Annotated in this window: 23 protein-coding genes; 14 read left to right on the top strand and 9 right to left on the bottom strand. The window is 58.6% G+C overall.

Annotated elements, in window-relative coordinates; genetic code table 11:
* Nucleotides 1-76 precede the first annotated feature (76 nt).
* The 4 genes from CKW26_RS00650 to CKW26_RS00635 all read left to right on the top strand — a co-directional run bounded on the left by CKW26_RS00650 (nucleotide 77) and on the right by CKW26_RS00635 (nucleotide 5,014).
* Nucleotides 77-964 carry a LysR family transcriptional regulator gene (locus CKW26_RS00650; RefSeq protein WP_095047121.1) on the top strand — a complete coding sequence of 296 codons (888 nt, stop codon included), beginning with the start codon at nucleotides 77-79 and terminating at the stop codon, nucleotides 962-964.
* A gap of 92 nt (nucleotides 965-1,056) precedes the next feature.
* Nucleotides 1,057-1,896 (top strand): formate dehydrogenase accessory sulfurtransferase FdhD, encoded by an 840-nt coding sequence (fdhD, locus tag CKW26_RS00645; RefSeq protein WP_095047120.1) that lies wholly within the window; start codon nucleotides 1,057-1,059, stop codon nucleotides 1,894-1,896.
* On the top strand, nucleotides 1,893-4,241 hold the full coding sequence (locus CKW26_RS00640; RefSeq protein ID WP_095047119.1) for an FdhF/YdeP family oxidoreductase: 2,349 nt from the start codon (nucleotides 1,893-1,895) through the stop codon (nucleotides 4,239-4,241). Before fdhD ends, CKW26_RS00640 begins: the two co-directional genes overlap by 4 nt.
* Before the next feature lie 290 nt (nucleotides 4,242-4,531).
* On the top strand, nucleotides 4,532-5,014 hold the full coding sequence (locus CKW26_RS00635) for a glycine zipper domain-containing protein (RefSeq protein ID WP_095047118.1): 483 nt from the start codon (nucleotides 4,532-4,534) through the stop codon (nucleotides 5,012-5,014).
* Nucleotides 5,015-5,081: 67 nt separating this feature from the next.
* Here CKW26_RS00635 and CKW26_RS00630 read toward each other — a convergent pair whose 3' ends face one another.
* The 4 genes from CKW26_RS00630 to CKW26_RS00615 all read right to left on the bottom strand — a co-directional run bounded on the left by CKW26_RS00630 (nucleotide 5,082) and on the right by CKW26_RS00615 (nucleotide 9,796).
* The gene (locus tag CKW26_RS00630) at nucleotides 5,082-5,507 is read right to left on the bottom strand and encodes a thioesterase family protein (protein WP_095047117.1); all 426 of its coding nucleotides are present in this window, start codon (nucleotides 5,505-5,507) and stop codon (nucleotides 5,082-5,084) included.
* A 235-nt stretch (nucleotides 5,508-5,742) separates the two neighbouring features.
* Entirely contained in the window at nucleotides 5,743-6,969 is a 1,227-nt protein-coding gene (locus CKW26_RS00625) for a 3-hydroxyacyl-CoA dehydrogenase (protein WP_095047116.1), read from the bottom strand.
* A 212-nt stretch (nucleotides 6,970-7,181) separates the two neighbouring features.
* Nucleotides 7,182-9,110 carry an ATP-dependent DNA helicase RecQ gene (locus CKW26_RS00620; RefSeq protein ID WP_095047115.1) on the bottom strand — a complete coding sequence of 643 codons (1,929 nt, stop codon included), beginning with the start codon at nucleotides 9,108-9,110 and terminating at the stop codon, nucleotides 7,182-7,184.
* Between the two features lie 182 nt (nucleotides 9,111-9,292).
* Complete coding sequence (locus CKW26_RS00615; RefSeq protein ID WP_095047114.1) at nucleotides 9,293-9,796, bottom strand: polysaccharide deacetylase; 504 nt, start codon at nucleotides 9,794-9,796, stop codon at nucleotides 9,293-9,295.
* A 303-nt stretch (nucleotides 9,797-10,099) separates the two neighbouring features.
* On the opposite strand from CKW26_RS00615, the gene CKW26_RS00610 reads away from it, so the two are divergent.
* The 6 genes from CKW26_RS00610 (at nucleotide 10,100) to CKW26_RS00585 (ending at nucleotide 13,442) form a co-directional block, all read left to right on the top strand.
* A complete protein-coding gene (locus CKW26_RS00610; protein ID WP_095047113.1) occupies nucleotides 10,100-10,369 on the top strand; it encodes a hypothetical protein in 270 nt (89 codons plus the stop codon).
* 51 nt (nucleotides 10,370-10,420) lie between these two features.
* A complete protein-coding gene (locus CKW26_RS00605) occupies nucleotides 10,421-10,603 on the top strand; it encodes a hypothetical protein (RefSeq protein ID WP_095047112.1) in 183 nt (60 codons plus the stop codon).
* A gap of 318 nt (nucleotides 10,604-10,921) precedes the next feature.
* Nucleotides 10,922-11,227, top strand: a complete 306-nt coding sequence (locus CKW26_RS00600) for a hypothetical protein (RefSeq protein WP_095047111.1) — start codon at nucleotides 10,922-10,924, stop codon at nucleotides 11,225-11,227.
* Nucleotides 11,228-11,305: 78 nt separating this feature from the next.
* Nucleotides 11,306-11,512 (top strand): hypothetical protein, encoded by a 207-nt coding sequence (locus CKW26_RS30170; RefSeq protein WP_095047110.1) that lies wholly within the window; start codon nucleotides 11,306-11,308, stop codon nucleotides 11,510-11,512.
* Between the two features lie 173 nt (nucleotides 11,513-11,685).
* A complete protein-coding gene (locus tag CKW26_RS00590; protein WP_095047109.1) occupies nucleotides 11,686-12,180 on the top strand; it encodes a helix-turn-helix domain-containing protein in 495 nt (164 codons plus the stop codon).
* Nucleotides 12,177-13,442, top strand: a complete 1,266-nt coding sequence (locus CKW26_RS00585) for a type II toxin-antitoxin system HipA family toxin (RefSeq protein ID WP_095047108.1) — start codon at nucleotides 12,177-12,179, stop codon at nucleotides 13,440-13,442. Before CKW26_RS00590 ends, CKW26_RS00585 begins: the two co-directional genes overlap by 4 nt.
* Nucleotides 13,443-13,494: 52 nt before the next feature.
* Here the strand turns inward: CKW26_RS00585 and CKW26_RS00580 are convergent, their stop codons facing one another.
* Entirely contained in the window at nucleotides 13,495-15,036 is a 1,542-nt protein-coding gene (locus CKW26_RS00580; protein ID WP_025110978.1) for a phosphoenolpyruvate carboxykinase, read from the bottom strand.
* Between the two features lie 181 nt (nucleotides 15,037-15,217).
* Complete coding sequence (gene hslO, locus CKW26_RS00575; protein WP_095047107.1) at nucleotides 15,218-16,120, bottom strand: Hsp33 family molecular chaperone HslO; 903 nt, start codon at nucleotides 16,118-16,120, stop codon at nucleotides 15,218-15,220.
* Between the two features lie 105 nt (nucleotides 16,121-16,225).
* Here hslO and CKW26_RS00570 point away from each other — a divergent pair, with 105 nt between their 5' ends.
* On the top strand, nucleotides 16,226-17,026 hold the full coding sequence (locus tag CKW26_RS00570) for a phosphatase PAP2 family protein (protein ID WP_095047106.1): 801 nt from the start codon (nucleotides 16,226-16,228) through the stop codon (nucleotides 17,024-17,026).
* 151 nt (nucleotides 17,027-17,177) lie between these two features.
* Here the strand turns inward: CKW26_RS00570 and CKW26_RS00565 are convergent, their stop codons facing one another.
* Nucleotides 17,178-17,585: an RNA-binding S4 domain-containing protein gene (locus CKW26_RS00565; RefSeq protein ID WP_007917939.1), complete on the bottom strand. Its 408-nt coding sequence runs from the start codon at nucleotides 17,583-17,585 to the stop codon at nucleotides 17,178-17,180.
* Nucleotides 17,586-17,702: 117 nt separating this feature from the next.
* Here CKW26_RS00565 and CKW26_RS00560 point away from each other — a divergent pair, with 117 nt between their 5' ends.
* The 3 genes from CKW26_RS00560 (at nucleotide 17,703) to rimK (ending at nucleotide 19,881) form a co-directional block, all read left to right on the top strand.
* A complete protein-coding gene (locus CKW26_RS00560; protein WP_095047105.1) occupies nucleotides 17,703-18,482 on the top strand; it encodes an EAL domain-containing protein in 780 nt (259 codons plus the stop codon).
* A gap of 77 nt (nucleotides 18,483-18,559) precedes the next feature.
* On the top strand, nucleotides 18,560-18,979 hold the full coding sequence (locus CKW26_RS00555) for an ATP-dependent zinc protease (protein WP_245398053.1): 420 nt from the start codon (nucleotides 18,560-18,562) through the stop codon (nucleotides 18,977-18,979).
* Nucleotides 18,976-19,881 carry a 30S ribosomal protein S6--L-glutamate ligase gene (rimK, locus tag CKW26_RS00550; protein WP_007949201.1) on the top strand — a complete coding sequence of 302 codons (906 nt, stop codon included), beginning with the start codon at nucleotides 18,976-18,978 and terminating at the stop codon, nucleotides 19,879-19,881. Before CKW26_RS00555 ends, rimK begins: the two co-directional genes overlap by 4 nt.
* A gap of 228 nt (nucleotides 19,882-20,109) precedes the next feature.
* Here the strand turns inward: rimK and CKW26_RS00545 are convergent, their stop codons facing one another.
* Both CKW26_RS00545 and ompR read right to left on the bottom strand, forming a co-directional pair.
* On the bottom strand, nucleotides 20,110-21,423 hold the full coding sequence (locus CKW26_RS00545) for an ATP-binding protein (protein WP_095047103.1): 1,314 nt from the start codon (nucleotides 21,421-21,423) through the stop codon (nucleotides 20,110-20,112).
* Between the two features lie 113 nt (nucleotides 21,424-21,536).
* Nucleotides 21,537-22,277, bottom strand: coding sequence for a two-component system response regulator OmpR (gene ompR, locus CKW26_RS00540; protein WP_095047102.1), 741 nt, complete (start codon nucleotides 22,275-22,277; stop codon nucleotides 21,537-21,539).
* Nucleotides 22,278-22,451 lie beyond the last annotated feature (174 nt).

The raw sequence follows: 22,451 nt of genomic DNA, 5'->3' as shown, positions 1-22,451 counted from the left end.
GGTTCCAAGCCGACCAATGACCCTGCCACCGCGCAAGCGGTAGAATCTGCCACCCCTGCCAGCGCCTGGAGCGAAGATGGACATCAAGCAGCTGAAATTCCTCATCGCCCTCGACGAAACCCGCCATTTCGGCCAGGCCGCCGCGCGTTGCCATATCACCCAGCCAACGCTGTCGATGCGCCTGCGCAGTCTTGAAGAAGAACTCGACCTGCCACTGGTCAACCGTGGCCAGCGTTTCGAAGGTTTCACCGCGCCGGGCGAGCGCGTGCTGGCGTGGGCACGTTCGGTGATGGCGGCGTATGACGGTTTGCACGCGGAAGCGGCGGCGTGTCGCGGCAATCTGATCGGCACGCTGAGGCTGGGCGTGGTGCCGCTGTCGAGTTTTGATCCGCTGCCGTTGATGCAACGCCTGCACAGCGCCCACCCGAATCTGCGCTTTGAAATGTCGGCACTGAGTTCTGAGCAGATCCTCGAGCATCTGGCGAACAACCGAATCGACATCGGTGTTTCTTATCTCGACCGCCTGGATCACGAACGTTTCGAATCACTGGCATTCGACGAAACCCGCATGGGCCTGCTGTACGACCAGCGCACTTTTACCTTCGGTGAAGCTCCGCTGAGCTGGGAATCACTGATCGAACTGCCGCTAGGCATGCTCACCAGCGGCATGCATTTCCGTCAATCCATCGACCACAACTTCCACAGCCGTGGCCTGACTCCGCAACCGTTGCTGCAAACCGACGCCGTGCATCAATTGTTACAAGCAGTACACGGCGGCTTTTGCTGCGCGATCATGCCGCTCGACGGCGGCCTGGAAAAACTCACCGACCACCTGCGCCTGCAACCCATCGAAAACGCTCAAACCCTCGCCCCGCTGGGCCTGATCATGCGCCGTGGCGCCCCGCGTTCAGCGTTAGCCGAGGCCTGTTTCGCGCTGTATCAGAAATCGCCAACGGTGCCTTGATCGACGGCCTCTATCGATAGATCGACACTAGCGATTAGACGCGACAACTTGCCGCGCCTAGTCTTAACGTTGATCAAACCGTCGGTGATGCCATGAACGCCAAGCGCCCTGCCTGCGCGGCGCCTGCACTTGAAACGCCCGCGCCTGCCGCCAGCCAGACCTACAGTTACAGCGATTTACCCCGTGAGGAATCGGCCAGCACTGCGCTGGCTGAGGAAGTCGCGTTGGCGATCGCCTACAACGGCATCAGTCAGGCGGTGATGCTGGTGACACCGACCGACCTGGAAGACTTCATCGTCGGCTTTAGCCTCGGCAGCGGCATCATCGAGGACGCCACCGACATCTATGACCTGCAACTGACCGGCGCCGGGTCTGCGCAGTACGCGCAAGTGACCATCGCCAACCGTGCGTTCTGGAATCTCAAGCAACAGCGCCGGCAAATGGCGGGCACCAGCGGTTGCGGGTTGTGCGGTGTTGAAGCGGTGGAGCAGGCATTGCCCGACCTCAAGGTGTTGTCCGGCGCGCCGCTGCCACCGAGCGAATGGCTCGACGGTCTGCGTCAGCGCATCGGCGCGTTTCAACCGCTCGGTCAGCACTGCGGCGCGGTGCATGCGGCGGTGTTCATGAACGCCAGCGGCGAATTGTTGCTCGGGCGCGAAGACATCGGCCGGCACAACGCCCTCGACAAGCTGATCGGCGGACTGATCCGCCAGAAGATATCCACAGATGGCGGACTGGCGATTGTTACCAGCCGTTGCAGTCTCGAATTGATCCAGAAAGTTTTGCGCGCCGGCATCCAGACCCTGGTCAGCCTTTCCGCACCCACCGGCCTTGCCGTGCAATGGGCCCGTCGACACAACCTCAATCTCATCCACCTGCCGCAGAAAAGTGCGCCGCGGGTGTACAGCCCCGCGATGGAGAATCAAGCGTGAGCCAACATCATCAAGCCGACCAGAAACCTGTCCCGCGCTACAAGCCTTACAAAGGCGCCGCCGGCGGCTGGGGTGCCCTGATCAGTGTGGCCCAGGCCTGGTTGACCAGCGACAACGCCCTGAAAAACCTGCGCATGATGCTCAAGACCAACCAGAACGGCGGCTTCGACTGCCCCGGTTGCGCCTGGGGCGACTCGCCGGAAAGCGGCATGGTCAAGTTCTGCGAAAACGGCGCGAAAGCGGTGAACTGGGAAGCGACCAAGCGTCGCGTGGATGCCAAGTTCTTCGCCAAACACAGCGTTACTTCGTTGCTGGAGCAGAGCGACTACTGGCTGGAGTATCAGGGCCGCCTGACCGAGCCGATGGTTTATGACGCCGAAACCGATCGCTACAAACCGATCAGTTGGGACGACGCCTACACGCTGATCGCCAAGCACCTGCAAAGTCTGCCGAGCCCCGATCTGGCCGAGTTTTACACCTCGGGTCGCGCCAGCAACGAAGCGGCGTACCTGTATCAACTTTTTGTGCGCGCCTACGGTACCAACAACTTCCCGGACTGCTCGAACATGTGCCACGAGGCCAGCGGTGTTGCCCTGGCGCAGAGCGTCGGCGTCGGCAAAGGCACCGTGACCTTCGATGACTTCGAACACGCCGATGCGATTTTCGTTTGGGGCCAGAACCCGGGCACCAACCACCCGCGCATGCTCGAACCCTTGCGTGAGGCAGTGAAACGCGGCGCGCAAGTGGTGTGCATCAACCCGTTGAAAGAGCGTGGCCTGGAGCGCTTCCAGCACCCGCAACACCCGATCGAAATGCTCACCAACGGCGACAAGCCAACCAACACCGCGTATTTCCGTCCGGCCCTCGGTGGCGACATGGCGCTGCTGCGCGGCATGGCCAAGTTCCTTCTGCAGTGGGAGCGCGATGCGCAGAAGGCTGGCGAGCCTGCTGTGTTCGATCACGACTTCCTCAACGCCCACAGCGCCAATGTGCTGGAGTACCTCGGTGTCGTTGACGATACGCCGTGGGAACAGATCGTCGAGCAATCCGGCCTGACCCTCGTCGAAATCGAGCAAGCCGCGCGTATGTACGCCAAGGGCAAGAACGTAATCATGTGCTGGGCGATGGGCATCACTCAGCATCGCCACTCGGTGCCGACGATTCAGGAAATCGCCAACCTGATGCTGCTGCGCGGCAACATCGGCAAACCGGGCGCCGGCCTGTGCCCGGTGCGCGGCCACAGTAACGTGCAAGGCGACCGCACAATGGGCATCAACGAGCGTCCGCCGGTGGCGTTCCTCGATTCGCTGGAGCGACGCTTCCAGTTCAAGGTTCCGCGCCACAACGGCCACAACGTGGTTGAAGCGATCCACGCAATGGCTGAGGGTCGCGCGAAGGTCTTCATCGGTCTGGGCGGCAACTTCGCCCAAGCCACGCCGGATAGCCCGCGTACCTTCGCCGCACTGAGCAATTGCGACCTGACCGTGCAGATCAGCACCAAGCTCAACCGCAGCCACCTGGCTCACGGTAAAGACGCGCTGATCCTGCCGTGCCTCGGTCGTACCGACATCGATATCCAGACCGAAGGCCCGCAAGCGGTCACCGTGGAAGACTCGTTCAGCATGGTTCACGCCTCCAACGGTCAGTTGCAGCCGCTGTCGAACCAGATGCGTTCCGAGCCGTCGATCATTGCCGGTATCGCTGCCGCCACATTGGGCAGCAAACCGGTGGACTGGAACTGGCTGGTGGCCGATTACGGGCGCATCCGCGAACTGATCGCCGACACCATTCCCAACTTCAAAGCGTTCAACGAGAAGATCAAGAACCCGGGCGGTTTCTACCTCGGCAACAGCGCCGGCGCACGCAAGTGGAACACGCCGTCGGGCCGGGCCAACTTCCGCGCGAACATGCTGCCGAAAGATCTCGTGCACGAACGCACCCGCGCCACCGGACAACTGCCGGATCTGATCCTGCAATCGATGCGCTCCCACGATCAGTACAACACGACGATTTATGGCCTCGACGACCGTTATCGCGGGGTCAAGGGCCAGCGTGATGTGCTGTTCGCCAACGAGGCGGACATCATTCGTCTGGGCTTCCGGCCGGGGCAGAAGGCCGACATCGTTTCGCTGTGGGACGATGGTCGCGAGCGTCGGGTGAAGGGCTTCACCTTGCTGGCGTTTGATATTCCGGCCGGGCAAGCGGCGGCGTATTACCCGGAAGTGAATCCGCTGGTGCCGCTGGAGAGCACTGGGGATGGCAGCCATACCCCGACGTCGAAGTTCATTGCGATTCGGTTGGAAGCGGCGAGTGAGACTGGGTTGATCATGGCCAAGTCGGCTTAATCCAAAATCAAAAGATCGCAGCCTTCGGCAGTTCCTACGCCGATTCCTGTAGGAGCTGCCGAAGGCTGCGATCTTTTCGCTTCTGCTTTTCAAACGCCCACAAAAAAGGCCGCTTTTTCACAAAAGCGGCCTGTCCGAAGTAGCTAAAGACCGGCGAAAATCGGTTAAGTTCCGCTGAAAAAACAGCAACTTGCAAAATTGTATACAGGTCGTGTTATTCGTCGGATTTCGATTGTCACGCTTGTCACACAGCCTCAGGATCGGCGCCGTCATCCCTTTGAGGCTCATCTATGAAGTTCTCCTCGATTCTCTTGTTGTCCCTTGGCCTGGTCAGTGGTTTTGCTTCCGCAGGCGGCACCACCGAAGCAGGTGTGGGCGGCGCATTGGGCGGGGTTCTTGGCTCGGTCGTCGGTCAGTCCTTAGGCGGCAATACAGGTTCCACCATCGGCGCAGCCCTCGGCGGCGCGGGTGGCAGTGCGGTCGGCGCCGACAAACGCAGCCGTGGCGAAGCCGCCATCGGTGGTGCGCTGGGCGCAGCCGGCGGTAACGTGGTCGGCCGCAGCATGGGCGGCACCACCGGCAGCCTGATCGGCTCCGCAGCAGGTGGCGGTGCCGGTGGCGCGCTGGGTAACTACATGGGTAACAAGAGCGATGACGATGATCGTCATTATGATCGCCGTCGTGACCGTGACCGTGGTTATTACCGCGACCGTCACCCGGGCCGCGGCCACGCTTACGGCCACCGCAAACATCACAAGTATTATCGCGACTGAGGCCTCAAACACCTTGCTGGCCGGTAAAGCAAAATCGCAGCCCAAGGGCTGCGATTTTTTTTGCCGTTTACACCACCAGGTATTCCAGTGCCTGCCGCAGTTCGGCAGGAATCGGCACCGGCTGATTAGTCGCCCGATCGACGAATACGTGAACGAAGCGCCCGGCCGCACACGCCTCGCTTTCGCCGACCTTGAACACTGCCAATTCGTACTGCACTGAACTGTTGCCCAGCTTGCCGACCCGCAAACCGATCTCGATCAGATCCGGGAAAGCGATCGAGGCGAAGTAATCACACGCCGAACTGACGACAAACCCCACTATCTCGCCGTCATGGATATCCAGACCACCGACTTGAATCAGGTAGGTGTTCACGGCCGTGTCGAAGAAGCTGTAGTAGGTGACATTGTTGACGTGACCGTAGGCGTCGTTGTCGTGCCAGCGCGTGGTGATGGGCTGGAAGTGAGGGTAGTCGGTGCGCTGAGGGGTGGACATGGTTGTGCTGGTTCTCTTGTTTTTTCAGTGAGGCTGCTTGCCCTCACCCTAGCCCTCTCCCAGAGGTAGAGGGGACTGACCGAGGTGTTCTCTCGAAATACACCGACCTGAACTGTCGAGTCGAACTCAAGTTTTGAAACCCACGCAGATCGGCTCCCTTTCCCCTCGCCCCCTTTGGGGGCGGTCCGACGTTTCGGGAGGGCTGGGGTGAGGGGGATCGATTCTGGCGGCGACATCACATTTGAGCAAACCCCTTCCCTTCTGCCGCCAACTCACCAATCAACCGCGCCGGCTTCCACTGATCACCCTGCCGCGTCTCCAGCGCCAACAGCCGCGAATGAATATCCGCCAGCCCTTGTTGATCCGCCCAGGCCATCGGCCCGCCCTTGTCCGCCGGGAAGCCGTAGCCATTCAGGTACACCAGATCGATGTCGTGTGCAGACTCGGCAATGCCCTCCTGCAAAATCTTCGCACCCTCGTTGACCAATGCCAGAAGACTGCGCTCCAGGATCTCCTCAGGACCGATCTCGCGGCGCTGGAAGCCCAGCCCTTCGCTGACCTGCAATACCAGCGCATCGACCTCAGGATCGTGCTCAGCCTGACGACTGCCCGGCTCGTAATGGTAATAACCATTGCCGGACTTCTGCCCGAACCGTCCCATCTCGCACAAACGGTTATCCACCTGAACCTCTGGCGCATCCTGGCCCTTTCCGGTCAACTCGCGTGCACGCCATTCCAGATCGATGCCGACCACGTCGTACATGCGGAACGGCCCCATGGCAAAACCGAAACCTTGCAAGGCTGCGTCGACCTGCTGTGGATAAGCGCCCTCAAGCAACATTTTGCGCGCCTCCAGGACATACGGATGCAGCATGCGATTGCCGATAAAACCGTGGCAGTTGCCCGACACCACACTGACCTTGCCCATGCGTTTGCCCAGTGCCAGTGCCGCCTCCAGCACCGCCGCAGAGGTCTGTGCGCCGCGAACGATTTCCAGCAGTTTCATGATGTGCGCCGGACTGAAGAAATGCAGGCCCAACACCTGATTCGGACGCTTTGTCGCTGCGGCTATCGCATCGATATCCAGTGCCGACGTATTGCTTGCCAACAGTGCCTCAGGCTTGAGCAAACCATCCAGCTCACGAAAGATCTTCTGCTTCAGCTCAAGATTTTCGTACACCGCCTCGATCACCAGATCGACATTGCGAATCGCCGCATAATCCGCCGCCGCACTGACCCGCGCCAGACGCGCATCCGCCTCGGCCTGATCAATCCGTCCCTGGCGCACGTTGTGTGCATAAGTCTCGGCCACAGTGGCGAGTGCCTGCTCAAGCATCTGTGGATTGTTATCCACCCATTGTACCGTCACGCCGGCATTGGCCAGGCACATGACAATGCCCCGGCCCATGGTGCCCGCGCCGATCACCGCGGCTTGCTGAATATCGAAGGTTGTCTGGCTCATGTTGTTCTCTTGTTGGCGATCCAAAGACTGGTCTCACCTTAGTCAGCCATCGACGTTTTTTGAAGTTTATTACCGTGATGATCGACATTCAGCGGATGGATAGAGCCCCTTCCCTGATGACACTTAATGTAGGAGCTGCCGAAGGCCGCGATCTTTTGATGCTGATTTTTTCAAGAGCAAGAGATCGCAGCCTTCGGCAGTTCCTACAAGGATCAGAGGTGCTCTTGCGCCCAGCTGCGGACTTCGGCATAGGGATACTCCTCCAATGCGGCAAACCCGGTAATCGTCCGCGCCTTGAGCTTGGTGAACAGCGGCACGCTGATCCCACACAAAAATCGCGTCAACCGCTCAGCCGTTGGAATCACCCCGGTGTACTGCTCATGCCTGTGGATAAAATCACCACACAGCGCCGCGAAGTTTTTATCCACAAGTGCTGGCAACTCCGGTGGTGCCGGCAACCGCGCCACCTGGCCATGACACACCGAGCAATGCCCGCATTGCTCGGGCGCATTGTGATCACCGAAATACTTGGCCAGGCGATTGCCCAGGCAGCGTTCGGTGGCGAACACTTCAAGCATGGCGTGGATGCGCGCCACTTCGGCCTGCTCATGCCGGGTGAAATACTCATGCAGCTCGGCACTCAGGACGTCGCTGTCAAAGTCACTATTCAGCAGGCTGTAGACTTCGGTCATCTGCTTGCTTTCCAGTTCGACCCAGCCTTTTTCCTGAAAGTAATCCAGCGCCTTCACCACCCGATTGCGCTCGGCGGAATATTGCGAATACATCGCCTCGAAATTCACCGTGGCCCAAGTGCGCGCGCGAGCCGAGGTCTGAATAATTGCAGCGACGAAATCCCTGCGTTCGCCCTCAAAACGCTCAAGCAGCACTTCGGGTTCCAACAGGTATTTGAAACGGTATTCGGCGTAATAGGCGTAGCGCGGCGCGATCAAACCGCGCAGTTCCAGTTGCACCAGCAAGGTCTTCAGCGGCAGTGCACGAATGTTGCTTTGATCAGCCAATGGCCCGAGCAGAAACTCCCACTGCCCTTCCGGCACCGAGGCCTTTAGCTCATCGAGTACATAGCGAATGCCATCGCGCTCCGGCGTATCGCCGTAGACGAAGTTTTCCAGCACATTGAGGCTGTCGCGATTAGCCAATACCAGACAATCCGACGGCTGCCCGTCGCGCCCGGCGCGGCCAATTTCCTGACTGTAGTTTTCGATGGATTTGGGCAGGTCGAAGTGCACGACATTGCGGATGTCACTCTTGTCGATGCCCATGCCGAATGCGATGGTCGCGACGATGCAATTGGATTGCCCGGCCATGAAGCGCTTCTGGATCGCCTCGCGTTTGTCGTGGGCTAAACCCGCGTGATACGCCTCGGCCTGAATGCCGTTGCGCTCAAGGTGTTCAGCGATGTGCTCAGCAGTTTTCTGCAAGGTCACGTAGACGATGCTCGGCTGCCCCGCACGCTCGGTCATCCACTCGACCAGCCGCCGGCGCTTGTCCTGGCCACGTACCGGCTCGACCAGCAGATTGAGGTTGGGCCGGTAGAAGCCGGTGGTCACCACATCGTCAGCGGCGATAGCGAATTTGGCCTGCATGTCGGCGATGACTTTCGGTGTTGCGGTGGCCGTCAGTAGCAAAGTTTGCGGGATGTTGAACTGGCGCTGATAGTCCGGCAGCTTGAGATAATCGGGGCGGAAGTTATGGCCCCACTCCGAGATGCAATGCGCCTCGTCCACCACCAGTAGCGAGATTGGCACCTGCTGCAGAAAGTTGCGAAAGCGCTCGTTTTTCAAGCGCTCCACCGAGATCATCAAAATCTTCAATTCACCCGAGCGGGCGCGGGCCATCACGTCACTGGCATCATCGCGACTCTGCGCCGAATCGATGCTGCCAGCGGAAATACCGTGTCGCTGCAAAAAGGCCAGTTGATCCTGCATCAACGCCAGCAACGGCGAGACTACCAACGTCAGGTGCGGCAGCATCAGCGCCGGCAATTGGTAGCAAATCGACTTGCCGGAACCGGTAGGAAAAATCGCCGCCGCCGAGCGCCCGGCCAGTACCGCACTGATCGCGGTTTCTTGACCGGGTCGAAACTGTGGAAAACCAAAAACCTGGTCCAGGGTGTTGTGCATTCGCTGTCACTCCATTGACTGCTGCCATGCCAACAGCCTAGCGGGCGATCGCAGCGAGTCGAGAAAAGGTCGGGGCCAAATCGATTCGGAATGATACAGCGGATGCCACGAACACCGGGGGACTCTGTGGGAGCGAGCCTGCTCGCGAAGAGGCCAGCCGCCACACCACAAAATTTAAAAAGTCAGGGACGTAAAACCGCCACCCGCAACTGCTCATTCAGCATCTGCTCATGCACACCTTGGCTCTTGCTCGCCCACTGCGCATGGGCCGGGCTGATGTCGCCGGTGAATGCCGCTGCCAACTGCCGCAAATCAGCGACGCTGCGCACACGCGGGCAGAACGGTTGCTCATCACAGTTCTGACTGGCGCTTCGATAGGTGCTCAGCAAGCCCTCCCAGAGACCGTCGCGCACATGGCGAATCGACTTCAGTTGCACGTGCGGCACCCCGAGTCGCTGCTCAAGCCCCTCTTCATCCAGTGCTTCGCTGGCCAACAGAGCTTTGGCGAACATCAACACTTCACCGCGCGACGCCGTGTCCATGCTCGCCTGGCTGATGAGTGCCTCCGGCCAATCGGTGCGATCGAGGCGATCCAGCACCCACGCATCGCCAATGTCAGAGGCCATGGTCAAACGGCAAGTGCTCAGCCCGAGCAATAAAATTGCGGCCATTCGTAGCCAGTGCATACCTAATTCCCTTTAAGCGCGTGTCAGACGTTTGGAAACGCCCTACAGATTCTGGCGCGCACGATACAGCGGTTTACCGCGAATCGCCTGACAATCACGTAGGAATTATTACGCCTAAGGGTTTTGGCCTGAAAAAGCTGCGAAAACACGTAGGGTATTTCCTCAAAACACGGAAAAACCCCTACGAATACTGTCCATTGCGGCTGTCTTGTCCCACAGAGAAACGCCCTTCTATAGTGGCCGGCGCGGCTGCAAATCCGCTGCCGGCCCGCCCCAGCGCTTTAGAACAGGACACGCCTCACCATGATCAACCGCTATCGCCCACTCAAGACCTGCTACAGCGAAAACCCGGTACTGCTTATCGACAGCCACTCCAGCCAGACCGACCTGATCAATGCCGCCGATCAGCGCTTGCGCGCGGCCGGTGATTTGCTGGAAACGCTCTACTGCTTATGTTTCAAACAGGCTGATGTGAAAGACATTCCAAACATCGTTAACGCGCTTTATCTGCTGGTTCAGGATGGCTGCGACTTGCTTGAAGTGGCCAAGCAGAGGCCAGCGCAGCCGGCGTAAAACTAGGCCACGCCAGGTCAGCGCTATATCTCCTTGGGCAGGAATCCAACAATGAATGTTACGAGCGATGAGTTCGATCCACCGAGTGACGAGGATGACTACACGGCTTGGTTCATCCGACAGGTTCAAGCCAGCCTTGATGATCCTCGCCCCAGCATTCCCGATGAGGTATCCAGAGCATTGATGGCTGATAAACGCGCTCGTTTAAAGCAGAAGGTCGATCAGCGGCGATGACCTATCAAATCTACGTCCCGTTCCTACAAAGACAGACTCCTTGTCTTCTATCGGCTTCGTGTAGCTGATCTCTATAGTCGTGGCTGTCGCTGTCAATTCAGCGGCTCGGGCTTGGTCACCCGATTGGATCGTGTATACGCATGCGCTGTATGCTGCCGGCACTCATTTGCCTGCAGTTTATGGTGACTGTGTTTGGGACACCTTCGGGTGTGCCGGGTATGTGCACGATCCTCACCGGTTGACCAACCCGAACACAGTTGCCTCCTGTCGCTTGGTCACGATGTGGTGGCTTCACCTGAAGCATATGAGGATCAAAAAATGAAAACATGGAATCAATTCACCACCGATCGCTACCGCCCACTCGAATCGAACCTCACCGACTCCAAGCCCCTGATCATCGACACAACGGCCAACCCACAAGACATCCTCGAGTGCGCCGTCCAGCGCCTGCGCGCTTCAAGCGACCTGCTACGCACCCTTTACTGCCTCAACTTCAGACAAGCCGACGTCGAAGACATCCCCCACATCACCCACGCCCTCTATCTGCTGACGCAGGATGGCTGTGATCTGCTGCAGGTTGCGCAGCAGCGGATGCTCAATTGGAAAGCTCCGACCGGAGCTTGAGTGATTAAACCGCTCTCACCTATCCGTCGAGAGCGGTAAATAAGGCAATTAACCATCGGAGTAACCATCGGAGTAACCATGAGCAAATTTTTTGATGAGCTGATGGAAAGCGTCCAGGAAATGGACGAGATCTTACGCCGGGAGCGTAGCGCTTCCAGTCCGACCTCTACACCGAAAACAGACGACAAGACCGCGTTGTCGCTTGAGCAAAAGCGAGCCTGCTACGACAAGCCACTTCCTTCAAGTGAGTCAGCTCTCGAAATGAACCGTAGAAACACAAACTGAATGGAAATTACAGCCCCCCATAAGTGGCAGTATTCTGGCTGTATATCCTAAAAACAGTTGGAATAATGCCATTTAAAAACTTGAACACTGCAGATCCGCCCTACCCTGCATCCTTCAACTTAAGTGCTATTATTCTGGCAGTTAAGGTTAAAAAATGAAGGAATACTGCCACTATGGCCAAGAAAACAGCGCCGCTTTTGCCCTCCACTGCTCGACTTCTGGTCGACTTTGGCGAACGCCTGAAGCTGGCTCGCTTACGCCGCAAATTGACGGCCAAGCAAGTCGCTGAACGATCTGGCATGTCGCTGACAACCTTGCGCAATGTGGAGACGGGAGGATCAGGAGTGACCATCGGTGCCTACCTTTCGGTCATGCAAGTGCTGGGGCTGGAAAAGGATCTGAACAAACTCGCTGCAGCCGATGAAACGGGTCGCCAATTGCAGGATGCGCAGTTAATGCCTGCAACACGATCCGCAGCGAAAAAGCCCCAGCGAGTACGAGCAGCCAGTGCGGTAAAAAAGGGCACATCCGAACACGTCGGGGCTTCAAACGTAATCGATGCCGCCACTACCACGAAAATTCCGGCTGACTTCCCATTCAACACACACTCACTCTCCAGCCTTTTGAACAAGAAGAAAAAGGCTGGCCCCCCGACAGGTGAAGAATGACGCTGATTGCTGTTTATGCAGACTGGGAATCTTTGAAAGGCGCCAGACGCCTCGGGTTTCTACACGCAAGGAAAACAAGCAACACCAACGTGTTCGAATTTGAGTACGACCCGAAAGCGCTGGCCGATCCCGAGTTGAGTTCCATAACTCTAGACCCGCGCATCGGCCCCTTCGAAGGTCGCCAATTCCCCGGCGAACATCAGAGCCGCTTTGGCGTCTTCGCAGACTCAAGCCCCGATCGTTGGGGCCAACTGCTGATGAAACGCCGATTGGAAAGGGACATTCGCGACGGCTTGCTCCCCAGCAACAGCAAGTTGTTCGAATCCGATTACCTGCTTGGCGTGCACGACCTGTTCCGTGTCGGCGCCCTTCGCTACAAACTCAATGACGAAGGCAACTTCCTCGACGACCGCGACGGCGTTGCAGCTCCACCCTTTGTCGAGCTACGCGCGTTAGAACAGGCAAGTCTCGCCTTGGAAAACGATAGGGACAACACAGCCACCGAGGGCCGCGAATGGCTAAGAATGCTCATCGCACCGGGCGGCTCACTGGGCGGCGCCAGACCGAAAGCCAGCGTCGTCGACGAGTTCGGCCAACTGTGGATCGCCAAATTCCCAAGTACGAGAGATGACTATGATGTCGGTGGTTGGGAAATGGTCGTGAACGCTTTGGCAGTCAACTGCGGGTTACGCGTAGCGACCGGCACAGCCCGACGCTACGCAAGCGATCACCACTGCTTTCTGGTGAAGCGTTTCGACCGAACCGAACGCGGCGGCCGACATCATTTCGCATCAGCCATGACCATGACCAACCGCGTCGACGGCGACGACGCCTCAACCGGCGCCAGCTATCTAGAGTTGGCGGAAGTGATCATGGAACACGGCTCGGAACCCAACACCGACCTCCGTGAACTCTGGTCACGAATCGTCTTCAACATCCTGGTCTCCAACACCGATGACCACCTGCGAAACCATGGTTTTGTTCTGGATCCTGGTCGGGGATGGCGGTTGTCCGCAGCGTATGACATGAATCCGGTGGCACATGCGGATGGGTTGAAGCTGAACATCACTGATTCTGACAATGCGCTGGACTTGGAGCTGGCGAGGGAAGTCGCGGGGTATTTTCGGGTTAGTCGTGAGGACTCAACAGACATCATTGAGCGCATTCAAGACGTGATCCGTCTTTGGCCGGAGATCGCTAATGCGCTTGGGATGTCCAGAAGTGAGCAGGAAAGGATGGCGCTTGCTTTTCGTACCTTCTAATCACCCACAAAAAAGCCGCCCCAAAGGGCGGCTTCTTCATTCACGACAGATCTTACAACTTCGGCCCAGCAGCCTTGATCGCGTCGCTCACTTCGAACTTCTTGAAGTTCTCGATGAACAGACCGGCCAGTGCTTTCGCAGCCTCGTCGTACGCAGCCTTGTCAGCCCAGGTGTTGCGTGGGTTGAGCAGGTTGGTTTCAACGCCCGGTACGGCCAGTGGCACGTCGAGGTTGATGGTGTCGAGGTGTTCGGTGGCTGCACCGATCAGCGCGCCGCTCTGGATCGCTGCGATCACCGCGCGGGTGGTCGGGATGTTGAAGCGTTTGCCGACGCCGTAGCCGCCGCCGGTCCAGCCGGTGTTGACCAGGTAGACCTTGGAGCCGAAGCCGCGGATGCGCTTGATCAGCAGCTCGGCGTATTCGCCAGCCGGACGCGGGAAGAACGGTGCGCCGAAGCAGGTGGAGAAGGTCGACTTGATGCCGCTGCCCGAACCCATTTCAGTCGAGCCCACCAGTGCGGTGTAGCCGGACAGGAAGTGGTAGGCCGCTTGTTCTTCATTGAGGATCGACACTGGCGGCAGTACGCCGGTCAGGTCGCAGGTCAGGAAGATCACAGCGTTTGGCTCGCCGCCCAGGTTCTTCTCGGAACGCTTGGCAACGTGCTCCAGCGGGTACGCGGCGCGGCTGTTCTGGGTCAGGCTGACATCGGCGTAGTCGGCGTGCTTGGCGTCGTCGATGACAACGTTTTCCAACACGGCGCCGTGCTTGATGGCTTTCCAGATAACCGGCTCGTTCTTCTCGGAGAGGTCGATGCACTTGGCATAGCAACCGCCTTCGATGTTGAACACCACGCCTTCGCCCCAGCCGTGTTCGTCATCACCGATCAGGTAACGGCTTTCGTCGGCCGACAGGGTGGTTTTACCGGTGCCCGACAGACCGAAGAACAGGGTCACGTCGCCTTCTTCGCCGATGTTGGCAGCGCAGTGCATTGGCAGCACGTCAGCGGCCGGCAGCAGGAAGTTCTGCACGGAGAACATGGCTTTCTTCATCTCACCGGCGTAACGCATGCCGGCGATCAACACTTTCTTCTGTGCGAAGTTGAGGATCACGCAACCGTCGGAGTTGGTGCCGTCACGCTCAGGCACGCACTCGAAGTTGGCCACGTTGAGCACTTGCCACTCTTCACGACCGGCCGGGTTGTACTGGGCCGGGTTGATGAACAGGCAACGACCGAACAGATTCTGCCAGGCAGTCTGGGTGGTCATTTTCACGGCCAGGTAGTGATCTTCCGCCGCGCCTACATGCACGTGGGACACAAAGTGCTCTTGCGCGTTGTTGAAGGCTTCTACGCGAGCCCACAGCGCGTCGAACTTGTCGGCCGGGAACTTGCGGTTGATCGGGCCCCAGGCGATAGCGGCCTGGGTGGAAGGCTCTTCAACGATGAAACGGTCAACAGGCGAACGACCGGTGCGGTGACCAGTGCGAACAACCAGAGCGCCGGTATCGGCAAGCTCGCCCTCACCGCGGTTCAGGGCTTCTTTAACCAGATCATCAACACTCAGATCGGTGTACACGGCGTTATTGGCTTGCGTCATGAGGTTCCCCGTCGGCCAGTGGCCGAGTGTGCTCCAAACGTTTTGTAGTAGAAAGTCGTGCACTACTACCGCGAAAAAAGTGGGCCGGATTATGCCAGAAAAGCCCAAAAAGAGTAGGGTCCTCCCGTCGTAACGGCGAAATTCCGTCGTTACGCAGTGAATTTACCTGCGCTGAACCGTTTTAGTGCCGGGTATCTGACGGCGTGTCGACGCCTGCGCCAGCGAACAATTGAGCAATATCGGCTGCGTCGAACAGGTACTGCTGGTTGCAGAACTGGCAATCGATCTCGACAGTGCCGCCGTTCTCTTGAACCAATTGCTGTGCATCCTCAAGACCCAGACTGACCAGCGCGTTGCCCGAACGCTCGCGTGAGCAGGTGCAACGAAAGCGCAGATTCTGCACATCGAACAGACGCACCTGCTCCTCATGGTAGAGGCGATGCAACACGGTTTCGTTGTCCAGACTCAACAACTCATCGGCGGTCAGCGTGCTCGCCAGTGCAGTGAGGTGCTGCCAACTTGCGGCACGGTCTTCTTCGTCTTTCAAACGGTCGGCCGGCAGTTGTTGCAGCAGCATCCCGCGGGCACGGCGGCCGTCAGCGAACAACTTGAAGCGCGTGCCAACTTGTTGCGACATGACGAAATAGTTGGTGAAGCACTCAGACAGGGTTTCGCCATCAAGATCGACGATGCCCTGGTAACGCTGGCCAATCGTCGGGTCGACGGTCAGGGTCAGGTCACCGCCCGGCATCAGGTCGGCAAGGCTCGCGTCCGGCTTGATCCGCTCAGCGTCATAACGCGCCAGACCACGAATTTCGCGCTCGCTGGAGCATTCGATCATCAGCAGCGGGATCGGCCCTTCGGAACGCGCCTGCAGAATCAGCAAGCCATCGAACTTCAGCGTGCCCACCAGCAAGGAGGCGGCCGCCATCAATTCGCCCAGCAATTGCGCCACCGGCTCCGGGTACGGGTGCTTGGCGAGGACTTCGGCGTAGCTGCGTTCAAGCGCAACCAGTTCGCCGCGCGTGTCGCTGTCATCGAAGATGAAACGTTGAGTGAAATCGGTATCCGCTAGCTCGGTCATAATTTTGGGTATCTGAATGTGGTGACAAAATGGTTACAAGACGTGAAAATTTGCGCTTCTTGGCACTCTTTTTGGTGCCGACTGCTCTGCCATGGGAGGCATTTTATGAACAATCCGGGTTTGTTCCAATCTAGGTGGAACCTCGGCCGGCTGGTTCTGTGCAACGTAGCGCCACTGGCGCTACTGGCTTTCTGGTTATGGCCTACGGGCAACTCGCTGTGTGTGATTTTCGACGAGTGGCTGTTCCGCTCACTCAATGCACCGCTGGCCAGCAACCCGATATGGCTCCACATCTGGGCAATTGCAAGTCTGCGTCCGTTCGACATCGTTGTCGGTCTGATCTTGCTGACGCTGCTGATCAAGGGCGACTGGGTCTTCAAGGCGATTGATGTGCGTCGCGCGTTCTTCGGTTTTTTCTCGATCCTGCTATTGATGGTGGTGATTCGCGCGCTGTTTTCCAAATTCGCCGACCACATGGACTGGCAGCACAGCAGCCCGTCGATGGTGCTGGAAGGCGCGGTGCATATCAGCGATTACTTCCCGCACATGGAGAAGACCTGGGAGCTGAAGGATCGCTCGAGCCAGAGCTTTCCCGGTGACCATGCTTCGGTGCTGCTGATCTGGGCGTTGTTCATGGGCGTGTTCAGCCGCACGGTTGGCCAGTTTGTGGCGATCTGGGGTCTGGCGCTGTTGTTCATGCTGCCGCGTCTGGTGGCCGGTGCGCATTGGGGTCAGGACGATTACATCGGCGGTCTGCTGCTGGCGGTTTGGGCCTTGGGCTGGGGTTATTACACGCCGTTTGCGTATCACGCCTCGAACTTCTGGTTGAAGGTGACAGCGCCGATATTCGCGCTGCTGGGCAAGTTGCCGCTGGTGTCGCGGATGAGTGTGGTGCGTAGCGCCTGATACCGGGCTGTTTTCGGCGAGGGCTGCGCCCTCGATTCGCGAGCAGGCTCGCTCCCACAATTGATCAAGTATCCACTGGAGGAACCGGATCTACTGTGGGAGCGAGCCTGCTCGCAAAGAGGCCAGCACATACAGCCCGGAAACGTCGCGCTTACTCGTCGTTGCTGCTACCCCGAAACTTGAACAAATCCCGCCGCTGCTTCTTGCTCGGCTTGCCGTCGGTACTCACACCCAACGCCCCCGCCTTGCGCATTGCCGCAGCCGCTTCACGTTTGGCAATACTCGCCTCGGTCTCCGCGTACAACGTCTGCGCCTCCGGTGCGCCGCGCCGCACAATCGACAACGCCTCGACCTTCACCGTACGCACCTCGAACCCAGTACGAATCTCGAACTCATCGCCGATGCGCGGCTCTTTGCCAGGCTTGCAGCGCTCACCGCGACAATGCACCTTGCCGCTTTCGATCGCCGCTTTGGCCAAGGCACGGGTTTTGTAAAAACGCGCGGCCCATAGCCACTTGTCGAGACGAACCTTGTCGTCCTCTTCGCTTTTTTGCGCCATTTGAATTCCTCGTTCAGCCAGTAGTCGGAACTGTACTACCGTTTCTGTCGGGCGCAACAACTCGGCCCTCCAGATAGACTGTGATCTTGGCCGGTGCACCGGCATGGGGGTGCTCAAGTGACTAAATTTCCCTCTTCATTGACTTCGACTCACACCGGTTGCCAGGGCTGCCAGCACAGTGAACCGCTGGGCTTCGATTTTGCCTTTGCCTACCAACCTATCGTGGATCTGCGCGACCAGTCGGTTTTCGCCCACGAAGCGCTGGTTCGCGGTGTGAACGGTGAAGGCGCATTCACCGTGTTGAATCAGGTTACGGAAGAAAACCGCTACCGTTTCGACCAGCTCTGCCGAACCCGCGCCATCGAAGGCGCGGCCAATCTTAATATGCAGACACACTTGTCGATCAACTTCATGCCCAACGCCGTCTATCGTCCAGAGCTGTGTATTCGCAGTACGCTCGAGGCGGCCAAAAAACACCGTTTTCCTCTCGACCGGCTGATTTTTGAAACCCTGGAAAGCGAGCACGTAGATAACTATCGCCATTTGACCAATATTCTGCGTGAATACCGCGAATTCGGCTTCAAGACCGCCATCGATGATTTCGGTGCCGGTTATTCGGGGCTCAATCTGCTGGCTGATTTCCAACCGGACCTGATCAAACTCGACATGGCGCTGATCCGCGATGTCGATCAAGACCGTGTTCGTCAGGCGATCGTTCGGGGGATTGTCACAATCTGTGCGGAGTTGGACGTTACAGTCATTGCCGAAGGCATTGAGAGCGCCGGTGAACGGGATTTCCTGGCCGACTGTGGAATATTTCTGATGCAGGGCTACTGGTTCGCCAAACCTGCATTCAAAGCGTTGGCCCGGGTTTCACCTGAGGCCTGGACGCGTTAATCGTTGGTTTTTTTCTATTGAAGACATTTGACCATTTGACCGTTGTCGGTCTGCGCGAGTGGGTGGCGCTCCCTGATCTGGGAGTCGCAGGCCTGCGAGCGAAAATCGACACCGGCGCCAGCACCTCCAGCCTGCATGCCACCGACATCGAGCCGTTCGAACGCGACGGCCAGAAATGGGTACGTTTCACCGCGCACCTGGGCACGGTGGTGCAGTTGCGTCACCGCCGCTGCGAAGCGCCACTGGTGACGCGCAAAACCATCAAAAGCTCCAACGGCCATGCCCAGGAGCGCTATGTGATTAGCACCACTCTGGCCCTGGGTGATCGGGTCTGGCCGATCGAGTTCACCCTCGCCTGCCGCAAGTCCATGCGCTATCGCCTGTTGCTCGGCTCCAAAGCCCTGATCGATGGCCAGTTGGTGGTCAATCCGGGCATCAAATATGTACAAGACAAGCCGGTGTTCCCGGTATCTACCTCCTCCACAGGTGTTGCATGAAGATCGCTGTGCTGTCGCGGAACCCGCGTCTGTATTCCACCCGCCGTCTGGTCGAAGCCGGAACCGAGCGCGGGCATGAAATGGTAGTGATCGACACCTTGCGCGCCTACATGAACATCGCCAGCCACAAGCCGCAGATCCACTATCGCGGCAAACCGCTGGAAGGTTTCGACGCGGTGATTCCGCGGATCGGTGCGTCGGTGACGTTTTATGGCTGCGCGGTGTTGCGTCAGTTCGAAATGATGGGAGTGTTCCCGCTCAACGAATCGGTGGCCATTGCCCGTTCGCGGGACAAGTTGCGTTCGCTGCAACTGCTGTCGCGGCGCGGCATCGGTCTGCCGGTCACCGGGTTTGCGCACTCGCCGGATGACATTCCCGACCTGATCGACATGGTCAACGGCGCGCCGCTGGTGATCAAGGTGCTGGAAGGCACCCAGGGTATCGGCGTGGTGTTGTGCGAAACCGCCACGGCGGCGGAGTCGGTGATTGAGGCGTTCATGGGCCTGAAGCAAAACATCATGGTTCAGGAGTACATCAAGGAAGCGGGCGGTGCGGATATTCGGTGCTTCGTGGTCGGTGACAAAGTCATCGCAGCGATGAAGCGTCAGGCCAAGCCGGGCGAGTTCCGCTCCAACCTGCATCGTGGCGGCAGCGCCAGCCTGATCAAGATCACCCCGGAAGAGCGCATGACCGCGTTGCGCGCAGCCAAGGTCATGGGCCTGGCGGTGGCGGGTGTGGATATCCTGCGTTCCAATCACGGGCCGCTGGTTATGGAAGTGAACTCGTCGCCGGGGCTGGAAGGGATCGAGACCACTACCGGCAAGAATGTGGCGGGGATCATCATTGAGCATCTTGAGAAGAATGGCGGGCCGAATATGACCCGCACCAAAGGCAAGGGCTAAAGCGAAGAGCTAGAGCTAAGAGCAAGAGCCCCTCATCGGAACGCCGCCCGCCTAACCCTCTCCCGAAGGGAGAGGGGACTGATTGGGGGATATTGGAGAACTACGCCGACTTGAACGAGTACCGCTGAATCCATAATCGACCTGATTTTGCAGGTCGATGTATGACGCAAGACACCTCGGTCGGCTCCCTCTCCCTCTGGGAGAGGGCTGGGGTGAGGGGCTTTTGATCTACACAGCGTCCCTAGGCAACATTAGCCCCAACGGCAACCTCACCCGCGCTTCCAGTCCACCCCCGGACCGATTACGCAATTCAACATTGCCGCCATGCATCGAAGCAATCCGCTTCACAATCGCCAACCCCAAGCCGGTGCCCTTACCGCCCCGGGCACGATCGCCTCGCGTAAACGGGTTGAAAATCGCTTCAAGTTCCGAAGGATCAATCCCCGCGCCGCGGTCCATCACGCTCAGCACCACATAAGGCGCATTGACGTCACCGGACACATAAGCCGCGACTTCCACGCTACCGCCGGCATGGTTCAAGGCGTTGCCGATCAGGTTATTGAGCAAGCGCTTCATCGAGACCCGACGCAGCGGGAACGGCTGAATCGGCTCCAGACGCAAACGCACTTTCTCTTCATTCTGGTTGTATGGCGCCGCCACCTCGCGCACCAGATCAGTCAGATCCACCTCTTCCACCGACTCGTCGCGACCATCACGAATAAACGCGAGGAACTGGTCGAGAATCGCGTCCATGTCTTCGATGTCGCGCACCATGTCGTCGGTCAGGTCGTTGCGGTCGCCCATCAACTCCAGCGACAGGCGCAAGCGGGTCAACGGTGTGCGCAGATCATGGGATACGCCGGCCAGCATCAATTCACGCTCGCGACCGGCCTGTTCGACGTCTTCCGCCATCTGGTTGAAAGCGCGATAGACCTCGGTCATCTCGCTCGGTGTATCGCTGATCGGCAGCCGCACGCTACGGCCCTGACCAAGCTGCCGGGCGGCATACACCAGACGTTTCAACGGCTGGTTGAGCTGACTGACGAAAATCCATGCAGAGGCTGTCGAGAGCAAGCCGATGGCGAGGAACCAGCCGAGCACGTTCCAGATTTTCTGGCCACGCAACGGGTGCGGATACAACGGCACCTTCAACCAGCCATCACCGAGGCTCGGCGCGCGCACCCACAACGCTGGCGGCGAGTGCATGCGCAAGCGCACTTCGGTGTCGGCGCCCAGCTCCGCCTGCATTTGTCGCTGATAGATTTCGCTGTACGGCCAGTGCTGTTCGCCTTCCGGCACACCGGCGCCGACCACCCGGATCAGGGTCGCCGCATCAGCAATCTTTGCGCGGTTTTCTTCATCCGCAGCCCAATAGGCACGCAGCGTCAGGGCGACGCCATGGCTGTATTGGCGATCCACCAGCACGTCCTCGTTCATCAACAGATAAACCAGGGTCAGCGCCTTGGAAAACAGCACGACGATGAGCACCAGCCAAAGGGTGCGGGAGAAAAAACTTTGGGGGAACCAGACAGGGGTTTTCATCTATAACCGCTACACACTTGCAGGAGCGAGCAATGCTCGCATATTGCGGATTGCGAGTCTGCGGGCATGGCCGTTCGACCAAAACCTGCAGACCCGCTCCTACAAATCACCGATCACTTGGTGGCGGCACCATCCGGTACGAACACGTAGCCCACGCCCCAGACAGTCTGGATATAGCGCGGCTTCGACGGATCAGGCTCGATCATGCGACGCAGACGGGAAATCTGCACATCGATGGAACGCTCGAGGGCATCCCACTCGCGGCCACGGGCCAGGTTCATCAGTTTGTCACGGGTCAGTGGCTGACGCGCGTTCATTACCAAAGCCTTGAGTACCGCAAACTCACCGGTGGTGAGCATGTGCACTTCTTCGCCGCGCTTCAATTCTCGAGTGGCCAGCGACAAGACGTAATCACCGAAGGTGACGTTTTCGTCTTCGCTGCCCGGCGCGCCCGGTACCGGTGCGGCCTGACGACGCAGGACAGCTTTGACACGGGCCATCAGCTCATCCGGGTTGAACGGCTTGGCCAGATAGTCGTCGGCGCCCAGTTCCAGGCCTTTGATGCGGCTCATCTCATCGCCCTTGGCGGTGAGCATGATGATCGGAATCTGATTGTTCGCGGCCCGCAGACGGCGGCACGCGGTCAGACCGTCTTCGCCAGGCAACATCAGGTCGAGGACCACCAGATTGAAAACTTCACGCGACAGCAGACGATCCATCTGCTCGGTGTTCGGTACGGTGCGGGCACGGTAGCCCTTGCTGACGAAAAAACGTTCCAGCAGGCTGCTTAAGCCCGGATCGTCGTCAACGATGAGAATTTTTTCGCCTTCAGCAGTTTGTGCAGTGCTGCTCATTGGATGCTCCTTTTAGCTCGGCGCGCATTATGGCGTAGCTGCCGTTATACGCACCGTGTGCATTGTTAGCAGATTTTTCCTTCACTGCCAGAAAACCGGGGTTTATGCCTACAGACTGCGACGCCCCCGAATGACAGAACGCTGGTTATAATGCGCGGCGTTTTGTGCCAGGCA

It is taken from the genome of Pseudomonas sp. Irchel s3h9, from assembly GCF_900187475.1.
Classification (GTDB): Bacteria; Pseudomonadota; Gammaproteobacteria; order Pseudomonadales; family Pseudomonadaceae; genus Aquipseudomonas; species Aquipseudomonas neuropathica.
This window is presented reverse-complemented; position numbering and strand designations above follow the sequence as displayed.

Bases quoted from the DNA above. Each gene is read 5' to 3' on its own strand.
- hslO (WP_095047107.1), bottom strand. From the start codon at position 16,120: ATGACCGAGCTAGCGGATACCGATTTCACTCAACGTTTCATCTTCGAT.
- CKW26_RS00650 (WP_095047121.1), top strand. From the start codon at position 77: ATGGACATCAAGCAGCTGAAATTCCTCATCGCCCTCGACGAAACCCGC.
- CKW26_RS00580 (WP_025110978.1), bottom strand. From the start codon at position 15,036: ATGACGCAAGCCAATAACGCCGTGTACACCGATCTGAGTGTTGATGAT.
- ompR (WP_095047102.1), bottom strand. From the start codon at position 22,277: ATGAGCAGCACTGCACAAACTGCTGAAGGCGAAAAAATTCTCATCGTT.
- rimK (WP_007949201.1), top strand. From the start codon at position 18,976: ATGAAGATCGCTGTGCTGTCGCGGAACCCGCGTCTGTATTCCACCCGC.
- CKW26_RS30170 (WP_095047110.1), top strand. From the start codon at position 11,306: ATGAGCAAATTTTTTGATGAGCTGATGGAAAGCGTCCAGGAAATGGAC.
- CKW26_RS00615 (WP_095047114.1), bottom strand. From the start codon at position 9,796: ATGCACTGGCTACGAATGGCCGCAATTTTATTGCTCGGGCTGAGCACT.
- CKW26_RS00625 (WP_095047116.1), bottom strand. From the start codon at position 6,969: ATGAGCCAGACAACCTTCGATATTCAGCAAGCCGCGGTGATCGGCGCG.
- fdhD (WP_095047120.1), top strand. From the start codon at position 1,057: ATGAACGCCAAGCGCCCTGCCTGCGCGGCGCCTGCACTTGAAACGCCC.
- CKW26_RS00570 (WP_095047106.1), top strand. From the start codon at position 16,226: ATGAACAATCCGGGTTTGTTCCAATCTAGGTGGAACCTCGGCCGGCTG.
- CKW26_RS00630 (WP_095047117.1), bottom strand. From the start codon at position 5,507: ATGTCCACCCCTCAGCGCACCGACTACCCTCACTTCCAGCCCATCACC.
- CKW26_RS00565 (WP_007917939.1), bottom strand. From the start codon at position 17,585: ATGGCGCAAAAAAGCGAAGAGGACGACAAGGTTCGTCTCGACAAGTGG.
- CKW26_RS00585 (WP_095047108.1), top strand. From the start codon at position 12,177: ATGACGCTGATTGCTGTTTATGCAGACTGGGAATCTTTGAAAGGCGCC.
- CKW26_RS00610 (WP_095047113.1), top strand. From the start codon at position 10,100: ATGATCAACCGCTATCGCCCACTCAAGACCTGCTACAGCGAAAACCCG.
- CKW26_RS00635 (WP_095047118.1), top strand. From the start codon at position 4,532: ATGAAGTTCTCCTCGATTCTCTTGTTGTCCCTTGGCCTGGTCAGTGGT.
- CKW26_RS00600 (WP_095047111.1), top strand. From the start codon at position 10,922: ATGAAAACATGGAATCAATTCACCACCGATCGCTACCGCCCACTCGAA.
- CKW26_RS00590 (WP_095047109.1), top strand. From the start codon at position 11,686: ATGGCCAAGAAAACAGCGCCGCTTTTGCCCTCCACTGCTCGACTTCTG.
- CKW26_RS00605 (WP_095047112.1), top strand. From the start codon at position 10,421: ATGAATGTTACGAGCGATGAGTTCGATCCACCGAGTGACGAGGATGAC.
- CKW26_RS00545 (WP_095047103.1), bottom strand. From the start codon at position 21,423: ATGAAAACCCCTGTCTGGTTCCCCCAAAGTTTTTTCTCCCGCACCCTT.
- CKW26_RS00620 (WP_095047115.1), bottom strand. From the start codon at position 9,110: ATGCACAACACCCTGGACCAGGTTTTTGGTTTTCCACAGTTTCGACCC.